Source organism: Dactylosporangium cerinum (assembly GCF_042653625.1).
GTDB lineage: Bacteria > Actinomycetota > Actinomycetes > Mycobacteriales > Micromonosporaceae > Dactylosporangium > Dactylosporangium cerinum.
In genome coordinates, this window is record NZ_JBHSIU010000019.1 from 290,726 (window position 1) to 308,901 (window position 18,176).

At 74.1% G+C, this 18,176-nt stretch carries 17 protein-coding genes; 7 read left to right on the forward strand and 10 right to left on the reverse strand.

From position 1 onward, the window contains the following. Window positions 1–27 precede the first annotated feature (27 nt). On the forward strand, window positions 28–1,878 hold the full coding sequence (locus ACFPIJ_RS19100; RefSeq protein WP_380116490.1) for a sensor histidine kinase: 1,851 nt from the start codon (window positions 28–30) through the stop codon (window positions 1,876–1,878). Next, window positions 1,842–2,480, forward strand: a complete 639-nt coding sequence (locus ACFPIJ_RS19105; RefSeq protein ID WP_380116491.1) for a response regulator transcription factor — start codon at window positions 1,842–1,844, stop codon at window positions 2,478–2,480. Before ACFPIJ_RS19100 ends, ACFPIJ_RS19105 begins: the two co-directional genes overlap by 37 nt. On the opposite strand, the gene ACFPIJ_RS19110 is transcribed toward ACFPIJ_RS19105, so the two are convergent. Genes ACFPIJ_RS19110 through ACFPIJ_RS19130 form a run of 5 tightly spaced genes read right to left on the reverse strand, consistent with a single transcriptional unit; the run spans window position 2,448 to window position 9,260 of the window. After that, entirely contained in the window at window positions 2,448–3,398 is a 951-nt protein-coding gene (locus ACFPIJ_RS19110; RefSeq protein ID WP_380116492.1) for a WxcM-like domain-containing protein, read from the reverse strand. The genes ACFPIJ_RS19105 and ACFPIJ_RS19110 overlap by 33 nt on opposite strands. Then, window positions 3,398–4,393, reverse strand: coding sequence for a glycosyltransferase family 2 protein (locus ACFPIJ_RS19115; protein ID WP_380116493.1), 996 nt, complete (start codon window positions 4,391–4,393; stop codon window positions 3,398–3,400). The genes ACFPIJ_RS19110 and ACFPIJ_RS19115 overlap by 1 nt, the downstream gene beginning before the upstream one ends. Then, window positions 4,381–5,496 carry a DegT/DnrJ/EryC1/StrS family aminotransferase gene (locus tag ACFPIJ_RS19120; RefSeq protein WP_380116494.1) on the reverse strand — a complete coding sequence of 372 codons (1,116 nt, stop codon included), beginning with the start codon at window positions 5,494–5,496 and terminating at the stop codon, window positions 4,381–4,383. Before ACFPIJ_RS19120 ends, ACFPIJ_RS19115 begins: the two co-directional genes overlap by 13 nt. Further along, complete coding sequence (locus tag ACFPIJ_RS19125; protein WP_380116495.1) at window positions 5,493–7,904, reverse strand: hypothetical protein; 2,412 nt, start codon at window positions 7,902–7,904, stop codon at window positions 5,493–5,495. Before ACFPIJ_RS19125 ends, ACFPIJ_RS19120 begins: the two co-directional genes overlap by 4 nt. Before the next feature lie 42 nt (window positions 7,905–7,946). Beyond that, complete coding sequence (locus tag ACFPIJ_RS19130; RefSeq protein ID WP_380116497.1) at window positions 7,947–9,260, reverse strand: hypothetical protein; 1,314 nt, start codon at window positions 9,258–9,260, stop codon at window positions 7,947–7,949. Window positions 9,261–9,352: 92 nt separating this feature from the next. Between ACFPIJ_RS19130 and ACFPIJ_RS19135 the strand changes: the two genes are divergently transcribed. From ACFPIJ_RS19135 to ACFPIJ_RS19145, 3 genes are all read left to right on the forward strand, one after another. Continuing rightward, window positions 9,353–10,372, forward strand: a complete 1,020-nt coding sequence (locus ACFPIJ_RS19135; protein ID WP_380116498.1) for an ROK family protein — start codon at window positions 9,353–9,355, stop codon at window positions 10,370–10,372. A 52-nt stretch (window positions 10,373–10,424) separates the two neighbouring features. Continuing rightward, entirely contained in the window at window positions 10,425–10,613 is a 189-nt protein-coding gene (locus ACFPIJ_RS19140; RefSeq protein WP_380116499.1) for a hypothetical protein, read from the forward strand. Window positions 10,614–10,926: 313 nt separating this feature from the next. Continuing rightward, entirely contained in the window at window positions 10,927–11,814 is an 888-nt protein-coding gene (locus tag ACFPIJ_RS19145) for a pirin family protein (protein WP_380116500.1), read from the forward strand. A gap of 7 nt (window positions 11,815–11,821) precedes the next feature. Here ACFPIJ_RS19145 and ACFPIJ_RS19150 read toward each other — a convergent pair whose 3' ends face one another. The 5 genes from ACFPIJ_RS19150 to ACFPIJ_RS19170 all read right to left on the reverse strand — a co-directional run bounded on the left by ACFPIJ_RS19150 (window position 11,822) and on the right by ACFPIJ_RS19170 (window position 15,480). Further along, window positions 11,822–12,187, reverse strand: coding sequence for an RICIN domain-containing protein (locus ACFPIJ_RS19150; protein ID WP_380116501.1), 366 nt, complete (start codon window positions 12,185–12,187; stop codon window positions 11,822–11,824). A gap of 89 nt (window positions 12,188–12,276) precedes the next feature. Next, window positions 12,277–13,260: a hypothetical protein gene (locus tag ACFPIJ_RS19155; RefSeq protein ID WP_380116502.1), complete on the reverse strand. Its 984-nt coding sequence runs from the start codon at window positions 13,258–13,260 to the stop codon at window positions 12,277–12,279. Further along, complete coding sequence (locus tag ACFPIJ_RS19160) at window positions 13,257–13,820, reverse strand: sigma-70 family RNA polymerase sigma factor (protein ID WP_380116503.1); 564 nt, start codon at window positions 13,818–13,820, stop codon at window positions 13,257–13,259. The genes ACFPIJ_RS19155 and ACFPIJ_RS19160 overlap by 4 nt, the downstream gene beginning before the upstream one ends. A gap of 72 nt (window positions 13,821–13,892) precedes the next feature. Further along, window positions 13,893–14,453 carry a hypothetical protein gene (locus tag ACFPIJ_RS19165; RefSeq protein ID WP_380116504.1) on the reverse strand — a complete coding sequence of 187 codons (561 nt, stop codon included), beginning with the start codon at window positions 14,451–14,453 and terminating at the stop codon, window positions 13,893–13,895. A 10-nt stretch (window positions 14,454–14,463) separates the two neighbouring features. Beyond that, a complete protein-coding gene (locus ACFPIJ_RS19170) occupies window positions 14,464–15,480 on the reverse strand; it encodes a potassium channel family protein (RefSeq protein WP_380116505.1) in 1,017 nt (338 codons plus the stop codon). A gap of 83 nt (window positions 15,481–15,563) precedes the next feature. Between ACFPIJ_RS19170 and ACFPIJ_RS19175 the strand changes: the two genes are divergently transcribed. Beyond that, window positions 15,564–16,676 carry a polysaccharide pyruvyl transferase family protein gene (locus ACFPIJ_RS19175; protein WP_380116506.1) on the forward strand — a complete coding sequence of 371 codons (1,113 nt, stop codon included), beginning with the start codon at window positions 15,564–15,566 and terminating at the stop codon, window positions 16,674–16,676. Further along, window positions 16,673–18,115, forward strand: coding sequence for an FAD-dependent oxidoreductase (locus ACFPIJ_RS19180; RefSeq protein ID WP_380116507.1), 1,443 nt, complete (start codon window positions 16,673–16,675; stop codon window positions 18,113–18,115). The genes ACFPIJ_RS19175 and ACFPIJ_RS19180 overlap by 4 nt, the downstream gene beginning before the upstream one ends. The last annotated feature ends 61 nt before the right edge of the window (window positions 18,116–18,176 follow it).

Below are 18,176 nucleotides of genomic sequence, written 5' to 3' on the forward strand. Positions count from 1 at the left end.
CCGGAGCGCGACCCGAGACTTGGACGTATGACCTGGTTCAGAGGTGTGTACCGCAGCGTCGTCCTGCTGGGCGTCGCCGCCGCCGTGCTCGTGCAGTTCCTCGGATCGCTGGTGCTGCTGCTCCCCGGCGTGCTGCTCGGCTGGGTCTTCCTGATCCCGCCGCCGGTGCGGCACGGGCGGCGGCTGACGAACCGGTGGCGGGCGATGTTCGCGGCGTGGACGGGCCGGGAGGTGCCGGCGCCGTACCAGCCGCCGCCCGCGCCGCCGCAGCCGGACGCTGACGGCCGGTACCGCCACGACACCACCCTCTACAAGTCGCCGCGCTTCCCGCGGTTCTTCCGGCGCCTCGACTGGCTGATGAAGGACCCGGCGACGAAACGGGACCTGGTGTGGCAGTTGTGGTTCCCCGTCGTCGTCCTCGCGGTCGTGCCGGTCGGGCTGGTCGTGGCGCCGTGGACGGTCCGGCTGGTCGCCACCTGGTCGGCCTGGCTGCTCGCCCCGATGGACCCGGCCCGGGCGGCGCGCAAGGCCAGCCGGGGCGCGCGCACCCAGCGGATGCTGCTGGCCTGGGCGCGGGCGGCGCTGCTGGTCTGCTTCGCCGCGCTCGAGGTGGTGCTGTTCGCGTTCAGCATGGCCTGCTTCGCCCTCGGTTTCGGCCTCGGACTCGTCTTCGTCATCCCCGTCGGCATTTCGCACCACCGGTGGCTGGTGAACCTGCGCCGGCACTTCGCCGGCTGGGGCGGGGTGCAGGTCGACCGCCCGTACACGCCGGAGCTGGTGCCGCAGCGCCGCCCGGACGGGATGCTGCAGGTCCGCAACAACCTGTACAAGACCGAGGCGATGGCGTCGTTCAACGCCCGCTGGCTGTGGACGTGGCACGACATCGCGTCGTGGCGGGACCTGGTGTGGCTGGGTGTCGACCCGGCCGTCACGGTGGCGCTGCTCGGCCTGCCCGTCGTCGCCGTGGTCTACGGCGCGTTCGGGCTGGTCCTGCCGTGGGTGTGGACGCAGGTGTTCGGGGCCGACTGGTCCGCCTGGTACGGCGCCGCCGCCGGCAACCGCACGGCCGGCCTGGTCCTCGGGGTCGCGCTGGTCGCGGCGGGGCTCGCGGTCACGGGGCGCCTGGTGACGGTGCACGCGCGGTGGACGGCGCTGCTGCTGCGCCCGACCCGGGCGGCGGCGCTGCGGCTGCGGGTCGAGCAGCTCACCCGTAGCCGCGCCGACGCCGTCGACGCGCAGGCCGCCGAGGTCCGCCGGATCGAACGGGACCTGCACGACGGCGCGCAGGCCCGGCTGATCGCGGTAGGCCTGACCCTCGGCGCGATCGAGCGGCTCATGGACACCGACCCGGCCGCGGCCCGCAAGCTGGTCGCGCAGACGAGGGAGACCGCCGAGGCGGCCCTGCGGGAGCTGCGGGATCTGGTCCGCGGCATCCATCCGCCGGTGCTGTCCGAGCGCGGGCTCACCGACGCGATCCGAGCGCTCGCCCTGGATCTCGACGACGTCGCCACCGGGATCACTGCCGGAGTCACCGCCGACATCACCGTCTCCGGGCGGCTCGACGGCCGGCCGCCCGCGCCGGTCGAGTCGGCCGCCTACTTCGCGGTCAGCGAGCTCATCGCCAACGCGATCCGGCACGGCGGCGCCGGCGCGGTGACCGTCGAGATCGATCACCGGGAGGGGCTGCTGCGGGTCACCGTCACCGACGACGGCTCCGGCGGCGCCGACCCGTCGCGGGGCACCGGCCTGCGCGGCATCGAGCGGCGGTTGGGTACCTTCGACGGGACCCTGGCCCTGAGCAGCCCGCCGGGCGGGCCGACCGTCGCAACGCTGGAGCTGCCGTGCGTGTTGTCCTCGCCGAAGACCTCTACCTCCTGAGGGACGGCATGGTCCTGCTCCTGCGCAGCCACGGCTTCGACGTCGTCGCCGCCGTGGACACCGGACCGGCGCTGCTCGCGGCCCTGCTCGAGCACCGCCCGGACGTCGCGGTCGTCGACGTGCGGCTGCCGCCGAGCTTCACCGACGAGGGACTGCAGGCGGCCCTGGCGGCCCGGCGGGAGGTGCCGGGGCTGCCGGTCCTCGTGCTCTCCCAGCACGTCGAGCAGCTGTACGCGCGGGAGCTCCTCGCCGACGGCACCGGCGCGGTCGGGTACCTGCTCAAGGACCGCGTGTTCAACGCCGACCAGTTCGTCGACGCGGTCCGCCGGGTCGCGGCCGGCGGCACGGTGATGGACCCGACGGTCATCGCCAAGCTCGTGGCGCGGCCGAGCACGACCGGCACGCTCACCCCGCGGGAGCGGGAGGTGCTGACGCTGATGGCCGAGGGCCGCTCGAACGCCGCGATCGGCAAGCAGCTGTTCCTCAGCGACAGCGCCGTCGGCAAGCACATCGCGAGCATCTTCGGCAAGCTCGACCTGCCGGTGTCCGACGACGACAACCGGCGGGTCCTAGCGGTGCTGGCCCATCTGCAAGGCTCCTGAGACGAACTCGGCGTGGTCGCGGATGTAGTCGGCGGCGTCGTAGTAGTGCGACGCGAAGACCAGCAGCGTCGCGTCCGGCGAGTACCGGTACTGCGTCGCCCACGTCATCGGCGGCAGGTACAGCCCGGTCGCCGGGCTGTCCAGGAGGAACTCCTGCCGGCTCACCCCGTCGTCGGCGACCACACTGCACCGGCCCTTGACGCAGATCAGGAACTGGTGGCATTCGCGGTGCGCGTGCTGGCCGCGGACCTTCTCGTTGGGCACGTCGAAGACGATGAAATAGCGCCGCACCGGGAACGGGACGTCCCGCTCGAACTCCCCGACGGACAGGTCGCCGCGCAGGTCCCGGACGTAGTCGAGCCGGTGCACGGTCACCCCGCGGACCTTGGTCCCGTTCACGCGTTCCCCGGTCGGGGTGTCATGCGGGCCGTGCTGCGCGGGGACGGGCTGGGCGGCGTCGACGTAGCCGGTGAGCCGGGCCGGGTTGCCCACGACGATCGCGTACGGCGGCACGGACCGGGTCACGACGGCGCCGGCGCCGACCATGGCGTGCCGGCCGATGGTGACGCCGGGCAGGATCGTGGCGTTGGCGCCGATCGACGCGCCGGTCTCGACCGTGGTGCGGGCGAAGGTCTGCGGGCGCCGGCGGCTGCGCGGCATCCGGTCGTTGGTGAACGTGACGTTGGGCCCGACGAACACGTCGTCCTCCAGGGTCACGCCGTCCCACAGCTGCACCCCGCACTTGACCGTGACCCGGTCCCCGACGACGACGTCGTTCTCCACGAACACGCCGTCGCAGACGTTGCAGTCGGCGCCGATGCGGGCGCCGGGCAGCACGTGCGCGAACGCCCAGATCCGGGTCCCCGCCCCCACGGCGGCGCTCTCGCACAGGGCGTTCGGGTGGGTGAAGAACGACATCAGCGCTGCCTTCCCTGCAGGACCGCGGTGTGGTGGATGCCCGTGTACCGCAGCTCGCGCGCCGCCACGGCCAGGGGCCGGCGTTTCGTGTTCTCGTAGCCGCGCCACGCGTAGGAGCCGACGACGCCGAGGCCGAGGGCGTTGATGCCGCCGAAGAACAGCACGACGAGGATCGTGGCGGCGTAGCCGGGCACGTCGAAGAGGCCGGCCAGCCGCGCGGAGAGCACGACCGCGCCGAGGGTCAGCGAGACGAGCAGTCCCGTCAGGCCGAACGTCATCAGCACCCGCACCGGCAGGTCGGTGAACGCGAAGACGCTGTCCATGAGGTACGTGACCTTCTTGCGCAGCGTCCAGCCGGACCCGCCGTGGACCCGGGCCCGGCGGGTGTAGGCGACCTGCTTGCGGCGGAACCCGAGCCAGAACAGCAGCGCGACCAGGGACGTGTTGGCCTCCTCGCACTCCAGCAGGCAGTCGCGGAACGCGCGGTTGCAGCCGAAGATGTCGACGCCGCCCGGCGGCATGTCCGGCACCACGAGCCGCCGGTACACCCCCCAGAACACGCCCGCGGCGAGCCGGCTGCCGAGCGGGTCGGCGCGGCCCTCACGGGTGCCGACGACGACGTCGTGCTCGTCGGCGGCCAGGGTACGGAAGAACTCGAGCGCCAGCTCCGGTGGTTCCTGCAGGTCGGCGGCCATGACGGCGAAGTACTCGCCGGTCGCGTGCTGCAGCCCGACCCGGATCGCGGCGAACGAGCCGAAGTTGCGCGACAGCAGCACCAGCGTCGCGGGGTACCGCTGCCGGGGCAGCAGCGCCTGCAGCAGCTCCGCGGAGCCGTCGGGGCTGCCGTCGACGACGACCACCGCCTCGAGCCGGTGGTCGAGGGCGTCGTACAGGTCCTCCACGGCGGCGAGCAGGTCCGGGATCGACCCTTCGTTGCGGTACACCGGGACGATCAGCGAATACACACTCAGCGAATACACACTCAGCGAATACACACCGAGCCTCCGAAGTCTCCGAACGCGTTGAGGGCGGCGGCGACCCGGTCCACCTCGGCGGGGTCCAGCGCCGGGTGGCACGGCAGGCTCAGCACCTCGGCGCACAGCCGCTCGGTGACCGGCAGGTCGCGGCCGGCGTACCGGCCACGGTGCACCGGCTGGCGGTGGTCGGGCACCGGGTAGTGCACGTCGTGCGGCACGCCGTGGGCGCGCAGGTGCGCCGACAGCGCGTCCCGGTCGGTGGTGCGCAGCACGTACAGGTGCCCGACGTGCGACGGTGCCGCGACGCCGGGCAGGGTCAGCTTCGGGTGCTCGATGGTGGCGGCATAGCGGGCGGCGACCGCGACCCGGCGGGCGTTCCACCCGTCCAGGTGCGGCAGCTTCGCGGCCAGCACGGCGGCCTGCAGCTCGTCCATGCGGCTGTTCCGGGCCGGGCCGGCGACCTGGTGATACTTGCGGTCCCAGCCGTACTGCCGCAGCCGCCGGACCCGTTGCGCGACGCCCGCGTCGGCGGTGAGCACGGCTCCGGCGTCGCCGAGCGCGCCGAGGTTCTTCGTCGGGTAGAAGCTGAACGCGGCCGCGTCGCCCCACGCACCGGCCCGCCGGCCGTCAGTGCCGCCAGAGTTGCCGGCCGCGCCGTGCGCCTGCGCGCAGTCCTCGACCACGGCGGCGCCGTGCCGGTCCGCGACCACGCGGAGGGCGGCCATGTCGGCGAGCCGGCCGTACAGGTGCGTGACGAGGACCGCGTCGAACGTCTCCCGGTCCAGCAGCACCGGGTCGAGGGTGGCGGTGTCCTCGTCGACGTCGACGTAGACGGGTTCGGCGCCGAGGGCGAGCACGGCGGTGGTGCCGTAGCCACCCGCGTTCGCGGCCAGGGCGATCCGGCTGCCGCGCCCGGCGCCGACGGCGGCGAGGGCGAGCTCGATCGCGTCGGTGCCGTTGCCGACGCCGACGGCGTGCGGAACACCGCAGTACGCGGCGAACGCCGCCTCGAAGGCTTCGACCTCCGGGCCGAGGATGTACCAGCCGCTGTCCACGACCCTTCGCACGGCCGCCGCCACCGCGTCGGCCAGGGGGGCGTGCAGCGCCACGAGATCGTTCATGTCACCTCATAGACGGTCAGCTGGCCGGCGGTGAACCGCAACACCACGGGGGCACGGAGGGCACCGAGGTCGCCGACGGGTCCGGCGGTCGCGTCGGCGACGAGCCAGCGGACGTGGTACCGGTCGCGCAGCACGCCGATCGTCGCGGGACCGGGGTCGGTGAACGCGGCGTCGTTGGCGGCGAGCCGGTCGGGGTCCCAGAAGCCGGCGAACCACGGCGGCACCCCGTCCGCGGCGGCGCGTTCGTAGGTGGTGTTGGTGAAGCCCCAGCCCTCGACGAGGACCCGGCGGCCGCTGGCGGCGGCGAGCGCGAACCGCCGGTTGTCGCACGGCTCTCCCACGGTTCGCAGGCCGAAGCAGTGCGCGTTGGTGGCGAGGAGGTCGCCGGGTGCGGTGTGCGCCTGCAGCCAGCGGCCGGCGTCCCAGGTGTCGCGGTCGATGGCGCTGGTGCGGCCGTCGCGGTCGACCAGGTCGGCGGCGGGCACGGCGCGCCAGCCGCCGGCGGCGGTGTCGGTGACGACGACGGCTGTCTGGTCGTAGGCGGTCGGCAACCCGTACCCGGCGCAGAGCGCGACCGCCACGGCGAGGATCCGGCCGTCCCGCCGGATCAGTCCCGCCACCGCGCCGACCACTGTGACGGCGAGCGCGATCCCGGCGAGGATGAGGTACGAGCGGGCGAGCTCCCACCCGAGCCGCTCCCCGGCCGGCGGGACGGCGTCGAGCCGGCGCATGAGCAGCACCGCGGCGACCCCGGCGGTCGTGGCGAGCCCGAGGACGCCGCCACGGGCCCAGGTCATGGCGCCGGACGCACCGGACGCGCCGGACGCCACTGCCAGCCCGGCGACGGATGCCAGCGCGAGGTACGGCCGCGCCGACACGATCAGGTAGGACTGGGAGCCGCCCGGGTGGCCGAACAGCAGCACCCCGGCGAGCCCGCCGGCGCCGACGGCCAGGAGCAGCAGCGTCGACGGGGCGAGGAGCAGCTCCCGGTGCCTGGGGGCGGTGAGGACGAGGATCCCGGCCCACATGAACAGCCAGCACAGGACGGTGAGCCCGGCGGCGACCCGGGCGTGCCCGGCGGGGGTGCCGGGGCCGGTGTAGCCGGTCCAGGTGGCGGCGACGGTGGCGAACCCCTCCATGGTGGCGAGGGGCCGGACGACGAGTCCCTGGTTGGCGCCCCCGCCGTAGAGGACGACCTGGGCGGCGACGGTGCACGCGGCGGCGAGCGCGGCCGCGAGCAGCGCCGGGCGGTGCAGGCCGCGGCGGGTGGCGAGCCGGACGAGCACGACGAGGACCAGGGCGCCGGTCAGCAGCGGCAGATACGGCGACTTCGCCCCGGCCAGCCCGGCGAGCAGCAGCGTGAACAGCAGCCAGGGCCCCTTGCCCCGGTCGCCGTTGAACCGGTCGAGCAGCACCAGGACGACGGCGGCGAACAGCAGGGCGCCGAACGTCTGGGTCGGGCTGCTCCAGGCGACCATCCGGAACATCGAGCCGTCCTCGTACGCGCCGAAGCCGAACCAGCCGTCGTAGTGCAGCCAGCCGTACGGGTCCGGGGCGAGGACGAACAGCGTCACGACCGCCGCGACCGGCCCGGTCCACCAGCCGCCGGTGAGGCGCCGGGCGATGACCGCGACGAGCAGCAGGGTGCCGGCGAGCATCGGCAGCGGCGTGAGCCGGACGAGGAGCGTCAGCGGGTCGATGCCGGTGACCCAGCTGGTCGCGGCCATCTCCGGGTAGACGAACCAGTGGTAGATCAGCGGCTCGCCGGACACCCACGGCGCCTGCATCGGCATGTGGTGCTTCGCCTCGGCGATCAGCGCCAGGTGGAACGGGGTGTCGGCGTCGGCCGGGTTGGTGACGGGCCAGCCGAGGCCGTGTGAGCGGAACATGCGGACGCTGCGCAGGACGAGGACGCCGATGACGAGCAGCATCGACCAGGCCCACAGCGCCGGGGTCCGCTCCGCCGCACCCCGCCACACCCGGCGCAGCCGGGGCACGACCAGAGACACGGCGATCATCCCGGCGGGCCAGGCGAGCACCAGCAGCGGCTGGCCGGCGGCGCGGGCGGCGATGTACGTGAGGACCTCCACCACGTAGCCGACGGCGGCGCCGGCGACGACGTCGGCGACGAGCCAGCCGGAGCGGCCCCGCAACGCCCGCCACAACAGCAGCCCCGGCAGCACCACGCCGATCGTGAGCCAGCCGGCGAACGCGAGGGTCGTGGGCAGCGACACCCCGTAGAACCGCAGCGTGGCCGCGGTCCCGGCGAGCCCGGCGGCGAGCGGCGGCAGGGACGGCAGGCGCAGCAGGGACGCCAGGAGTTCGCGCGGGCCCAGGCGGCCGGCGGTCGCCGGTGGCTCGCCCGGACCTGCGACGGGGTCCCGTGTCGCGTCCAGTGTTGTGCTCACTACCCCGTGCAACTGTTCCGGCGCCGGACGGGTCGCGCCCGATCACCCGTTCGCGGCGCACACGGCGGCGGTCGCCGGTCCCGGCGGCAGCGGATGCGCGAGGCCGGCCGCGGCCACGACGACCAGCACGGCCGCGGCGGCCAGGACCGCCACGGCGAACCGCAGCGGCACCCGCCGCCCGGTGTGCCCGGTGTCCCACGCGGGCGGGGCGAGCAGCGCGCAGCCGGCGACGCCGAGCAGGACGAGGGGCAGCGCGAAGCGGGTCTCGGTGGCCGACGTCATCAGCGAGGCGCACACGCCCGCGGCGAGCACGGCCAGGGCCCGTGCGCCGGGGGTGCGGCACAGTGCGCCGATCCCCGCGGCGACGATGAGGACGACCGGGACGGCAAGCTCGTAGCGTTCGGCGGTGGCGGCCGTGCTGTACGGCGTCGAGAACGACCAGGCGAGCGCGGCGGCGACCTTCTCCAGGAGGAACAGCGCCGAGCCGGGCAGGTTGCCGGCGAGGGCCCCGGCGAGTCCGCCGGTGGAGTGGACGGGGTGCCCGGCGACCGCCCCGGCCAGGGCCGGGTCGCAGTAGAACTGCTGCGGCGGCCCGCCGGTGGTCACGGTGTCGTAGCGCACCACGTAGGAGGCGTAGCCGGCCTGGAACCCGGCGAGCCCGGCGGTGCCCGGTGGCGTCAGTCCCGGCGGGAGGCCGCGGGCCAGGTTGACCGCCAGCTGCGGCAGCGACCCGGCCAGGACTCCGGCGGCGAACCATACTGCCGGCCATCCCCTGGTCACGGCCAGGAGACCGCCGAGCGCGGCGAGGGGCAGCAGGTATGCGGGCCGCAGGTTGAGCGTGACACCCGCCGCGACCCCCGCCGCCGGCAGCGCCCACCGGGTCCGGTCCCCCAGCGCCAGGCGGGCGGCGGTCAGGAAGGCGGCGGCGGCCGGCAGATCCATCAGCGGGAACGGCGCGAACCCCGCCGCGACCACCCAGGTCAGCGCCGCGCACAGCCACCCGGTGGCCGGGCCCTCACGGCCCGCGAGCCCGGGCAGCAGGACCGCTCCGATGACCGCGACGAGCAGTGCGTTCTCCACCAGGACGCCGTGCCGGCCGGCGCCGCCGACCAGGTGCTCGGCGAGGGCGGCCGGCGCGTAGACGACCGGGGTCAGCGCGCCGCGGAAGTCCAGGTCGCCCTCGCGGACCACGTCCGCGTCCGTGAACAGCGCCAGGGAGCCGTTGAAGTAGCGGGCGGCGTCGTAGACGAACCCGCCGGCGGGTCCCTGCGCGACGGTGGCCGTGAACAGCGCCGCCGCCGGACCGAGCCGCGCCCACCAGGCAGTCCGGTGCCGTTGCCGCTCACGCACCGCCATGAGGTTCCTAACGATCGAGGGGAGCGCCGGGGTACGCCGTGCGATACCGTGTTCGCCGCTCGCATTCGTACTTCGCGACAGGAGCAGGACCGATGGGGATCGCGCAGGACCAGGTCGTGGTCGGCCTGGACAACGGCGGCACCGCCAACAACGCCACGGTGCTCTCGCACGACGGGGCGTTCCTCGTCGACGGCCTCGTCGAGGTCCCCAGCCGGGTGCTGGAGGGGCCGGCAATCGCGGTCGAGGCCCTCGCGGGGGCGTTCGACAACATCCTGGCCGTGACCAAGGTCGACCGGGAGCGGGTCGCCGCCGTCGGCCTCGACACGCCGGGCCCGGCCACCGCCGACGGGGTCATCTCCTCGAAGGGCTCGACGAACTTCTCCCAGCCGGCCTGGTGGGGCTTCGACTTCCGGGGCGCCCTCGAGCAGCGGCTCGGCCTGCCCGTCGTCTACAACAACGACGGCAACGCCGCCGCCCTGTACGCCCACCACGTCCACTTCGGTGCCGACGCGAACGAGCGGTCTTCGGTGTCGGCGATCGTCGGCACCGGCCTCGGCGGCGGTGTCATCGAGCAGGGCAACGTCATCAAGGGCGCCGCCGGGATGGCGGGCGAGCTCGGCCACGTCCACATCCCGATGCACGGCCTCCTCGAGGAGGGCCAGCCGCTGCCGTCGTGCGGGTGCGGGTTCCTCGGCGACGTGGAGAGCGTCAGCTCGCTGACCGGCATCGTGCGCAACCTGCTGCCGTACTGGCTGACCCGGTTCCCGGACCACCCGCTGCACCACGCCGACACGATCCGCGCCGCCGCGAAGCAGGTCCGCTCGTTCGCCGAGCAGGGCGACGAGCTGGCGCTGCACATCTTCGACCAGCAGGCGATGGGGCTCGGCCGGATGTTCACGATCGCCGCGAACTTCACCGACCCGGACTGCTACTTCGTCGGCGGCGGCGTCGTCGAGGCGGCGCCGCACTTCCGTGAGTGGTTCCTGGCGAAGGTCCGCGAATACACGCTGCTGCGCGAGGAGCAGGCGGCGGTCGCCACGTTCGCCCTGGTCCCGGACCGGGACATGGCCGGCGCCCGGGGCGCGGCGATCGCCGCGGCGGCGAGCCTGTAGCTCACGCCTGCTCCACCGGCGCCGGGGCGCGGGCGACGGCAGCTCGACGTGCATGTCGGCGGACGGGGCGAGCCGGATCGTGCCGTCCTCGTTGATCCGGTCCCGCTCGACGGGCCCGTCGGTGTTCTCTTCGTCGAAGCCGGCGTACACCTCGGGCTGCTCCGCCGGCGGCACGATGCGGACCCGGCGGATCGCGGTCCAGGCGGCGGGCGGGTCCCGGAAGACGATCTCCAGGTCGTAGACGGGGGTCTGCCCGGCGTTGCGGATCGCGGCGCCGACCACGCCCCGGGTGATGATCTTCTCGAACGTCTCGCGCTCGCTGACCGCCCACGCACACACCCGCTCGGCGTCGGCGCGCGCCTCGGCGAGCTGATGGGCGGCGAGCAGACCGGCGGACGCGGACGCGGCGCGCTGGACGCCCTTGAGCGCCTGGAACGCGAGGAACACTGCGGCACCGGCGACGAGCATCGCGAGCGCCGCCACCACCAATGCCATCACATCGGACAAATTACCCGTTCCCGGGTGTACGTGGGACCGCGAGAGAGAATCGGACGATGGAACTCCTCGAAGGACGGGACGTGCCGCTGGGCCGCTACTCGGTGGTGCGGCGGACCCTGCCGAACAAGACCCGCCGGACGGTCGGCGCGTGGTGCTTCCTCGACCACTTCGGGCCGGAGGAGGTCACCGGGAAGCCGGGCATGCGGGTCCCGCCGCACCCGCACATCGGCCTGCAGACGGTGACCTGGCTGTTCGACGGGGAGATCCGGCACCGCGACAGCCTCGGCTCGGACGAGCTGATCCGCCCCGGCCAGCTCAACATCATGACGTCGGGGCGCGGGATCGCACACTCCGAGGACTCCCCCACCGCCAAGCCGCCGCTGCTGCACGGGGTGCAGCTGTGGGTGGCGCTGCCCGATGCCGCGCGCCACCGGGAGCCCGCCTTCCAGCACCTCGAGGACCTGCCCGTCGCCGAGGTTCCCGGGGTACGGATGACCGTCGCCGTGGGGTCCCTCGGCGGGGTCACGTCGCCGGCCGCCGTGCACAGCCCCCTCGTCGGCGCCGAGGTGACCGTCGCCGCCCGTACCCCCGCAGAAATCGCCATAAATCCGGCTTTCGAGCACGGTCTGGTGGTCACCGACGGCACAGCGCGGGTCGAGGGGGTCGACGTGACGGCGGGGTCACTGCTGCACCTTCCCGAGGGACGGACGTCGCTGGCGTTCGAAGGGGACGCGCGGCTGTTCCTGATCGGCGGGGTGCCGCTGGAGGAGGAGCTGGTCATGTGGTGGAACTTCGTCGCGCGCTCGCACGAGGAGATCGTGGCGGCGCGCGACGAGTGGGAGGCCGGGTCCTCGCGGTTCGGCACGGTGCCGGGCGGGCAGGAGCCGCTGCCCGCCCCGGCCCTGCCCACCACGCGGCTCCTGCCGCGACACCGGTTCTCCTAGCGCAGTTCTAGAGCAGTCGCCACAGGTGGTCGGCGGTGCCGTTGTCGTCGTACTGCACGACCTGCGCCGAGTTGGCCGTCGACATGCCCGAGACGCCGAGCACCTTCATGCTGTGCTGGACCTGCCCGTCGGCCTCGATGTTGAGCTGTGTGCGAAGCCAGCCCCGCGGCTGGACCGCGCCGGGTGGAAGTTTCAGGAACGCGGTGGCCTTCAACGGGGCGAGATTCGGCCAGTAGTGACCGCCCCTGGCCCCCGGCGTGACGGTTTTCGCCGTCCGCACCGCGGCGTTCGCGGGGCTGGCGACGGTGGTGGACAAGGCGATCGCGCCGCCGGTGAGGGCGACACCGCTCGCGACGAACGTTCTGCGGTCCATGGACCGGACTCCTTTGCTCCCGGCGGGGAACATCGATGCCCGATTATGCGCAGAAACGCGCCTTTGTGAAAGAACTCGTTGGTTTTTGTTTATTTACCAACTGGCGGTGTGCGGTACCAGCGGAGGCCGCCGCCGGCCAGCAGTCCGAGCCCACCGCCCAGCGCGACCGCGACCGCCCACCGGGACCAGCCGGGGCCGGCGAGGCTGCCGTTGCTGAACACGGCCGCGTCGGCGAACCCGGTCATCACGGCCAGGCACGCGCCGGCGATGGCGGTCACGATGTTCGCGGCGGGGCGGCACAGGACCTGCAGCGCCGCCGCGGCGAGCACCCCCACGCCGGTGAGCAGCGGCCACAACCTGGCGAGCAGCTGGGTGCCGAGGTGCTCGGCCGGCGACGTGGCCAGCCCCGCGCCGGCGACGATCCACGCCACGACGACCGCCCCGGCCACCGCCGCGACGGCCGCGAGCACCCACCGGGACCTCGGCGCGGCCGCACTGCTGACGACGCTGACGACGACGGCCGCGAGCACCGCACCCGCCCACCACCAGCCGGTCTGCGGCGGGGCCGCGCGGACGATCGTGCCGCGGACGATGCCTGGGGTGGTGCCGTCGACCTCGAGGGGAACGCTCCACGCGCGGGCGGGCAGCTCCCGGGCGCGCTCGTCGTGCCAGCGGACGGTGCGCTGCGCGGACACCCGCCGCCAGGCCGGGTCACTGCTGCCGGTTTCGCCGGTGCGCGCGGCCCGGCCGGTCAGGGAGCGGCTGGCGGACCACGTCGGGGAGCGGCGGTTCTCGGCGACGCCGTCCCTGTCGACGCGCAGGAACGGCTCGCCCTGCAGGCCGAGCACGACGACGGTCCGGTCGGTGGTGCTGCGCAGTTCGAGGCGGGCGCCGCCCTCGACCGCGCGGACGGTCACCCCCGGCACCGACACCGAGTCGACGCGCACCACATAGTCGACGGCGGCGGGCGCGTCGGCGCCGTGGGCCGCGGCCGGGGTCACATAGCCGAGCGCCGCGAGCACGCCGAGCAACACTCCCAGCGACGCCGCCGCGAGCAGCCGCGTGCGGGTCATCCGGCTCGGGCGGCGGCGATCGCGGCGACGAGGTCGGCGCGGGCGCGGGCGACCCGGGAGCGGATCGTGCCGACGGGGACGTCCTCGATCTCGGCGGCCTCCGCGTAGGACAGGCCGAGCACCTGGGTGAGCACGAACGCGACCCGCCGCTCCGCCGGCAGCGCCGCGACCAGGTCGGCGGCGGCGTGCAGCCCCGCGTGGTCGGCGCCGGCCAGCTCCTCGGGCTCCGCGGCGACCCGGGCCTCGAGCCGCCGCCCGCGCACCGCCGAGCGGACGTGGTCGGCGCACGCGCGCCGGGCGATCGCCAGGACCCAGGTCCGCCCGGTGGAGCGCCCGGCGAACTCCGGCAGGGCGCGGAATGCCCGCAGATAGGTGTCCTGGGTCACGTCGTCGGCGTGGTGCGGGCCGACCAGCGCGGCGACGAACCGCCACACCTCCGGCTGCGTCGCCCGGACGAACACCGCGGCCGCGGCCCGGTCCCCGCCACGCGCGGCCAGCAGCGCGACCGTGGCCGGATCGCGGCTGGGGTCTGCGGCTGTCCGGTCGGCCTCACCAGTCACGCGGGAAGCGTAGCGCCCGTTCCTGCGAACCGGATGAGCGCCTCGCCAGGCGTCCCACCCAGTGACCACCGTCTACGTCTGCCGCTGCTTGCGGCGGCGGATCACCTCGGCCACCACCAGGCCGGCGATCAGCAGGATCCCCAGGGTCACCCAGAGCGGGGCGAGGCTGCCCGCCCCCGATGACGAGGCCGGCGCGTCGCCGGCCGGGGCCGTGCCGGCCGACGCCGGGATCAGGCAGGCCACCTCGACCGGCTGCGGGGTGGCGGCGCCGGCACCGGCGACTGCCGGGACCAGCGCCTGGCAGTGCCCCTCGACGGGGGCGCCGAGGTCGATCGCGACCCGCCACGACCCGGGCGGCAGCACACCGCTCCACGTCTGCGTGCCGCGCTCGTCACCGGTCTGCGTGAGCTTCTCCCCGGCGATCGCCGCCGTCCCGCCCGCCGCCGGCGTCGCGGTCAGCGTGACCGGGGTCGGCTCGTTGATCGGGTGGCCGTCCTGCCACTGGGCGGTGATCCACACGGAGCCGCGGCCGTCGGAGTGGATGGTGACCGACGCGCCACCGTGGGCGGCGGCGGGCGAAGCCAGGCCCAGCGCTGCCAGCAGCACCGCCGCGACAACGGCGAACCGCCTCACGGCTGGGCACTCATGGCATGGCCGGGGCGGCCTGCGGGCGGTCGTCGCGCACGTAGACGACCATGTCGCCGGTCTGGATCGTGGTGCCCTCGGGGTCGGCGAGCGACAGCACCTTGCCGCGCCGGAACAGCGCGATGACCAGCTCCGACAGGTCCCGCGGCGCCGAGCCGACCTCGTCCCGGCGGGCGGAGCGCATCGCCAGGGCCATCCCCTGGCCGGGGGTGAGGAGGTCCTCGACGACCTCGATGAGCGGCGGCGCGGTCGTCGACAGGCCCAGCAGCCGGCCGGCGGTGGCCGAGGACACGATGACGTGGTGGGCGCCGGACTGGCGCAGCAGCGGCGCGTTCTCCGCCTCGCGGGCCGCCGCGATGATCGAGACCTTGCCCGCGGTCAGCTGCCGGACCGTGAGCGTGACCAGGACCGACGCGTCGTCGCTGTCGGTCGCGATGATGATCGCCTTGGCGTCCTCGACCCGGGCCTCCTTGAGCACCGTCGAACGGGTCGCGGAGCCCTCGACGACGACCAGGCCGTCGGCCTGGGCCTGACGCGCGGCGGCGGATTGGCTCTCGACCACGACCACCTGGGACTTGTCCAGGCCGTTCTCCAGCAGGGTGCCGACCGCCGCCCGGCCCTTGGTGCCGTAGCCGCAGACGATGACGTGGTTCTTCACGCGTTTCCTCCACCGCTGCAACCTGAGGTTGGTGCGGTACTGCTCGGTCAGGACTTCCAGGGTGGTGCCGACCAGGATGATCAGGAACAGCACGCGGGCCGGGGTGATGATCAGGATGTTGGCGAGGCGGGCCGACTCCGACACCGGCGTGATGTCGCCGTATCCGGTGGTCGACAGGGTGACGACGGCGTAGTAGAAGCAGTCGAGAAGGGTGAGTCCGTCCTCGTTGACGTCCCGGTAGCCGTCCCGGTCGACGAAGATGACTGCGACGATCGACGAGACGAGCAGCACCGCAAAACCGAGCCGCGCGCTGATCGCCCGCAGCGGGCCCCGCCGCACAGCCGGAAACTGGATCACGTGCCCCGCCCACGGTTGCCGAATGGTCGAAACCCACCATACGGGCTACGTATGACCCGACGCCTGCTGGGTAGCGGGCGACGATGACAAGAGTGGGCGTCCTCGGCTCGTACGGCGGTTGCAATCTCGGCGACGAGGCGATCCTGACGAGCATCCTCGCCGACCTGCGGGCCAGGCGGCCGGACGTGGACGTGCTGGTGTTCTCCCGTGAGCCGGAGCACACCGCCGACGCGCACCCGGACGTCGAGGTGGCGCCGTGGGAGGGGGTCAGCCGGGACCGGACCGCGGCCGAGCTGCAGCGGCTGGACCTGATGATCCTCGGGGGCGGCGGCATCCTGTACGACACGGAGGCGCGCCGGTATCTCCGCGTGGTGCGCACCGCGCAGGAGCAACGGGTGCCGGTCTTCGGGTACGCCCTGGGCGCCGGCCCGCTCACCGAGGAGATCGACTGCTCGATGGCGCGCGACGTCCTCGCGCAGGCGGTCGAGGTGACCGTCCGGGACGAGGAGTCCAAGGTCGCGCTCGAGGAGGCGGGGGTCACCTGCCGGGTGTCCGTCACCGCCGACCCGGCGCTGCTGCTGGCCCCGGAGGAGTTCGACGCCGGTCTGCTGCGTGACTCACTGCCGGCCGGCCGCCGGGTGGTCGGCATGAGCGTCCGCGAGCCGGGCCGCGCCGCGCAGCACCTCGACGCCGACGGGTATCACCAGCTCCTCGCCCACGTCGGCGACTTCCTCGTGCACCGGCTCGACGCGGCGCTGCTGTTCGTGCCGATGGAACGCTCCGACATCCGCCACGCCCACGCGGTCCTGTCCCGGATGACGGCGGCGGAGCACTGCCGGGTCCTGCACGGCGAATACCGGCCGGGGCAGATCCTGGACCTGATGAAGCACCTGGACCTGGCCGTCGGCATGCGGCTGCACTTCCTGATGTTCGCCGCCCTCGCCGGGGTGCCGCTGCTGGCGCTGCCCTACGCGGGGAAGGTCTTCGACTTCGCCCAGCGCATCGGCGCGCCGGTGCCGCGCGGCGTGGTCCGGGAGGCGGCCGGGCCGCTGCTCGCCCAGGTCGACCGGCTGTGGGACGAGCGGCCGCAGCGCCTGGAGGAGACCGCGTCGCGGGTCGCGGCCCTGAAGCAGCGGGCCACGGAGACCGGCCGGCGCCTCGGCGCGCAGCTCGAGCGCACGAAGGTCGCGGCGTGAACGGGGGCATGAACGGGCCCGACGGCGCCTCGCTGGGCCGGCTGGGCGGCGCGCAGCGCGTCCACCTGCCGCCGAGGACGGCGGAGTACGGCGGGCACACCGAGGTCCTGGTGGTCGGCGGTGGCCCGGCCGGGTTCGGTGCGGCGATGGGCGCGGCGGCCGCCGGCGCCGAGGTCGTGCTGGTGGAGCGCTACGGGTTCCTCGGCGGCAACGCCACCGCGGCGCTGGTGATGCCGCTGATGAGCTTCCACAACGAGATCAAGCAGGCGGTCGGCGGCGACGACAGCCGGCTGCTGCCCACCGACCACGGCGAGGGCGAGCCGGTCGTCGCCGGGGTGCTGTGGATGCTGCTGGACCGCCTGGTCCGGGCCGCCGGCGCGATCACGCCGGCGAAGGAGACCGGGTACACGGTCCCGTTCGACCCGGAGGTGTTCAAACTCGTCACGTACGACATGCTCGGCGGCTCCGGCGTGAAGCTGCTGCTGCACGCGTTCGCCTCCGACCTCATCGCGCTGCCCGACGCCTCCCGCGTGGTGTTCGAGACGAAGTCCGGCCCCGTCGTGATCGACGCTGACGTCGTCGTGGACTGCACCGGCGACGGCGACCTGGCCGCGTCGGCGGGCGCCCCCTACGAGGTGGGCCGCCCCGAGGACGGGCTGACCCAGCCGATGACGCTGATGTTCCGGATCGGCAACCTGCGGCGGGACGGCTTCGCCGACTACGTCCGCGAGCACCCCGACCAGTGGAAGGGCGTGCACGGCCTGTGGGATCTGATCCGGGCGGCGCGCGACGCGGGCGAGCTGGACCTGCCGCGGGAGGACGTGCTGTTCTTCGCCACCCCGCACGAGGGCGAGGTGTCGGTCAACTCGACCCGCTTCGGCGGCCTGGGCATCAGCGTGTGGGACCTGACCCGGGCGGAGCTGACGATGCACCGCCAGCTGGCCAGCATCGCCCGGTTCCTGCGGACCCGCGTGCCCGGCTTCGAGTCCTCGTACGTGATCCAGAGCGGCGTGCAGGTCGGCGTGCGGGAGACCCGCCGGGTGCTCGGCGACTACCAGCTCACCGGCCAGGACGTCCTCGACGCGCGGAAGTTCCCGGACGTGGTGGCGCGCGGCGCGTATCCGGTGGACATCCACAACCCGAACGGCCCCGGTACGATCCTGCGCCGGCTGCCGCAGGGCACGTCCTACGACATCCCGCTGCGGACGCTGCTGCCCCGCGACGTGGACCGGCTGCTCATCGCGGGGCGCTGCATCTCCGGCGACCACGTGGCGCACAGCTCGTATCGCATCATGCCGATCTCGATGGCGACCGGCCAGGCGGCGGGCGTGTGCGCGGCCCTCTCGGCCCGGGCCGGCAAGCCGCCGCGCGAGATCCCGGCGGCGCACGTCCAGCGGGTCCTGCGCGCGCAGGGCGCCAGCCTTCCTGACGCACCGTAGTTTGTTGACTTCGTAGCGGGCATTTCCACCGGACGGATCGCCTCGCCTCCGTCGATGCGTC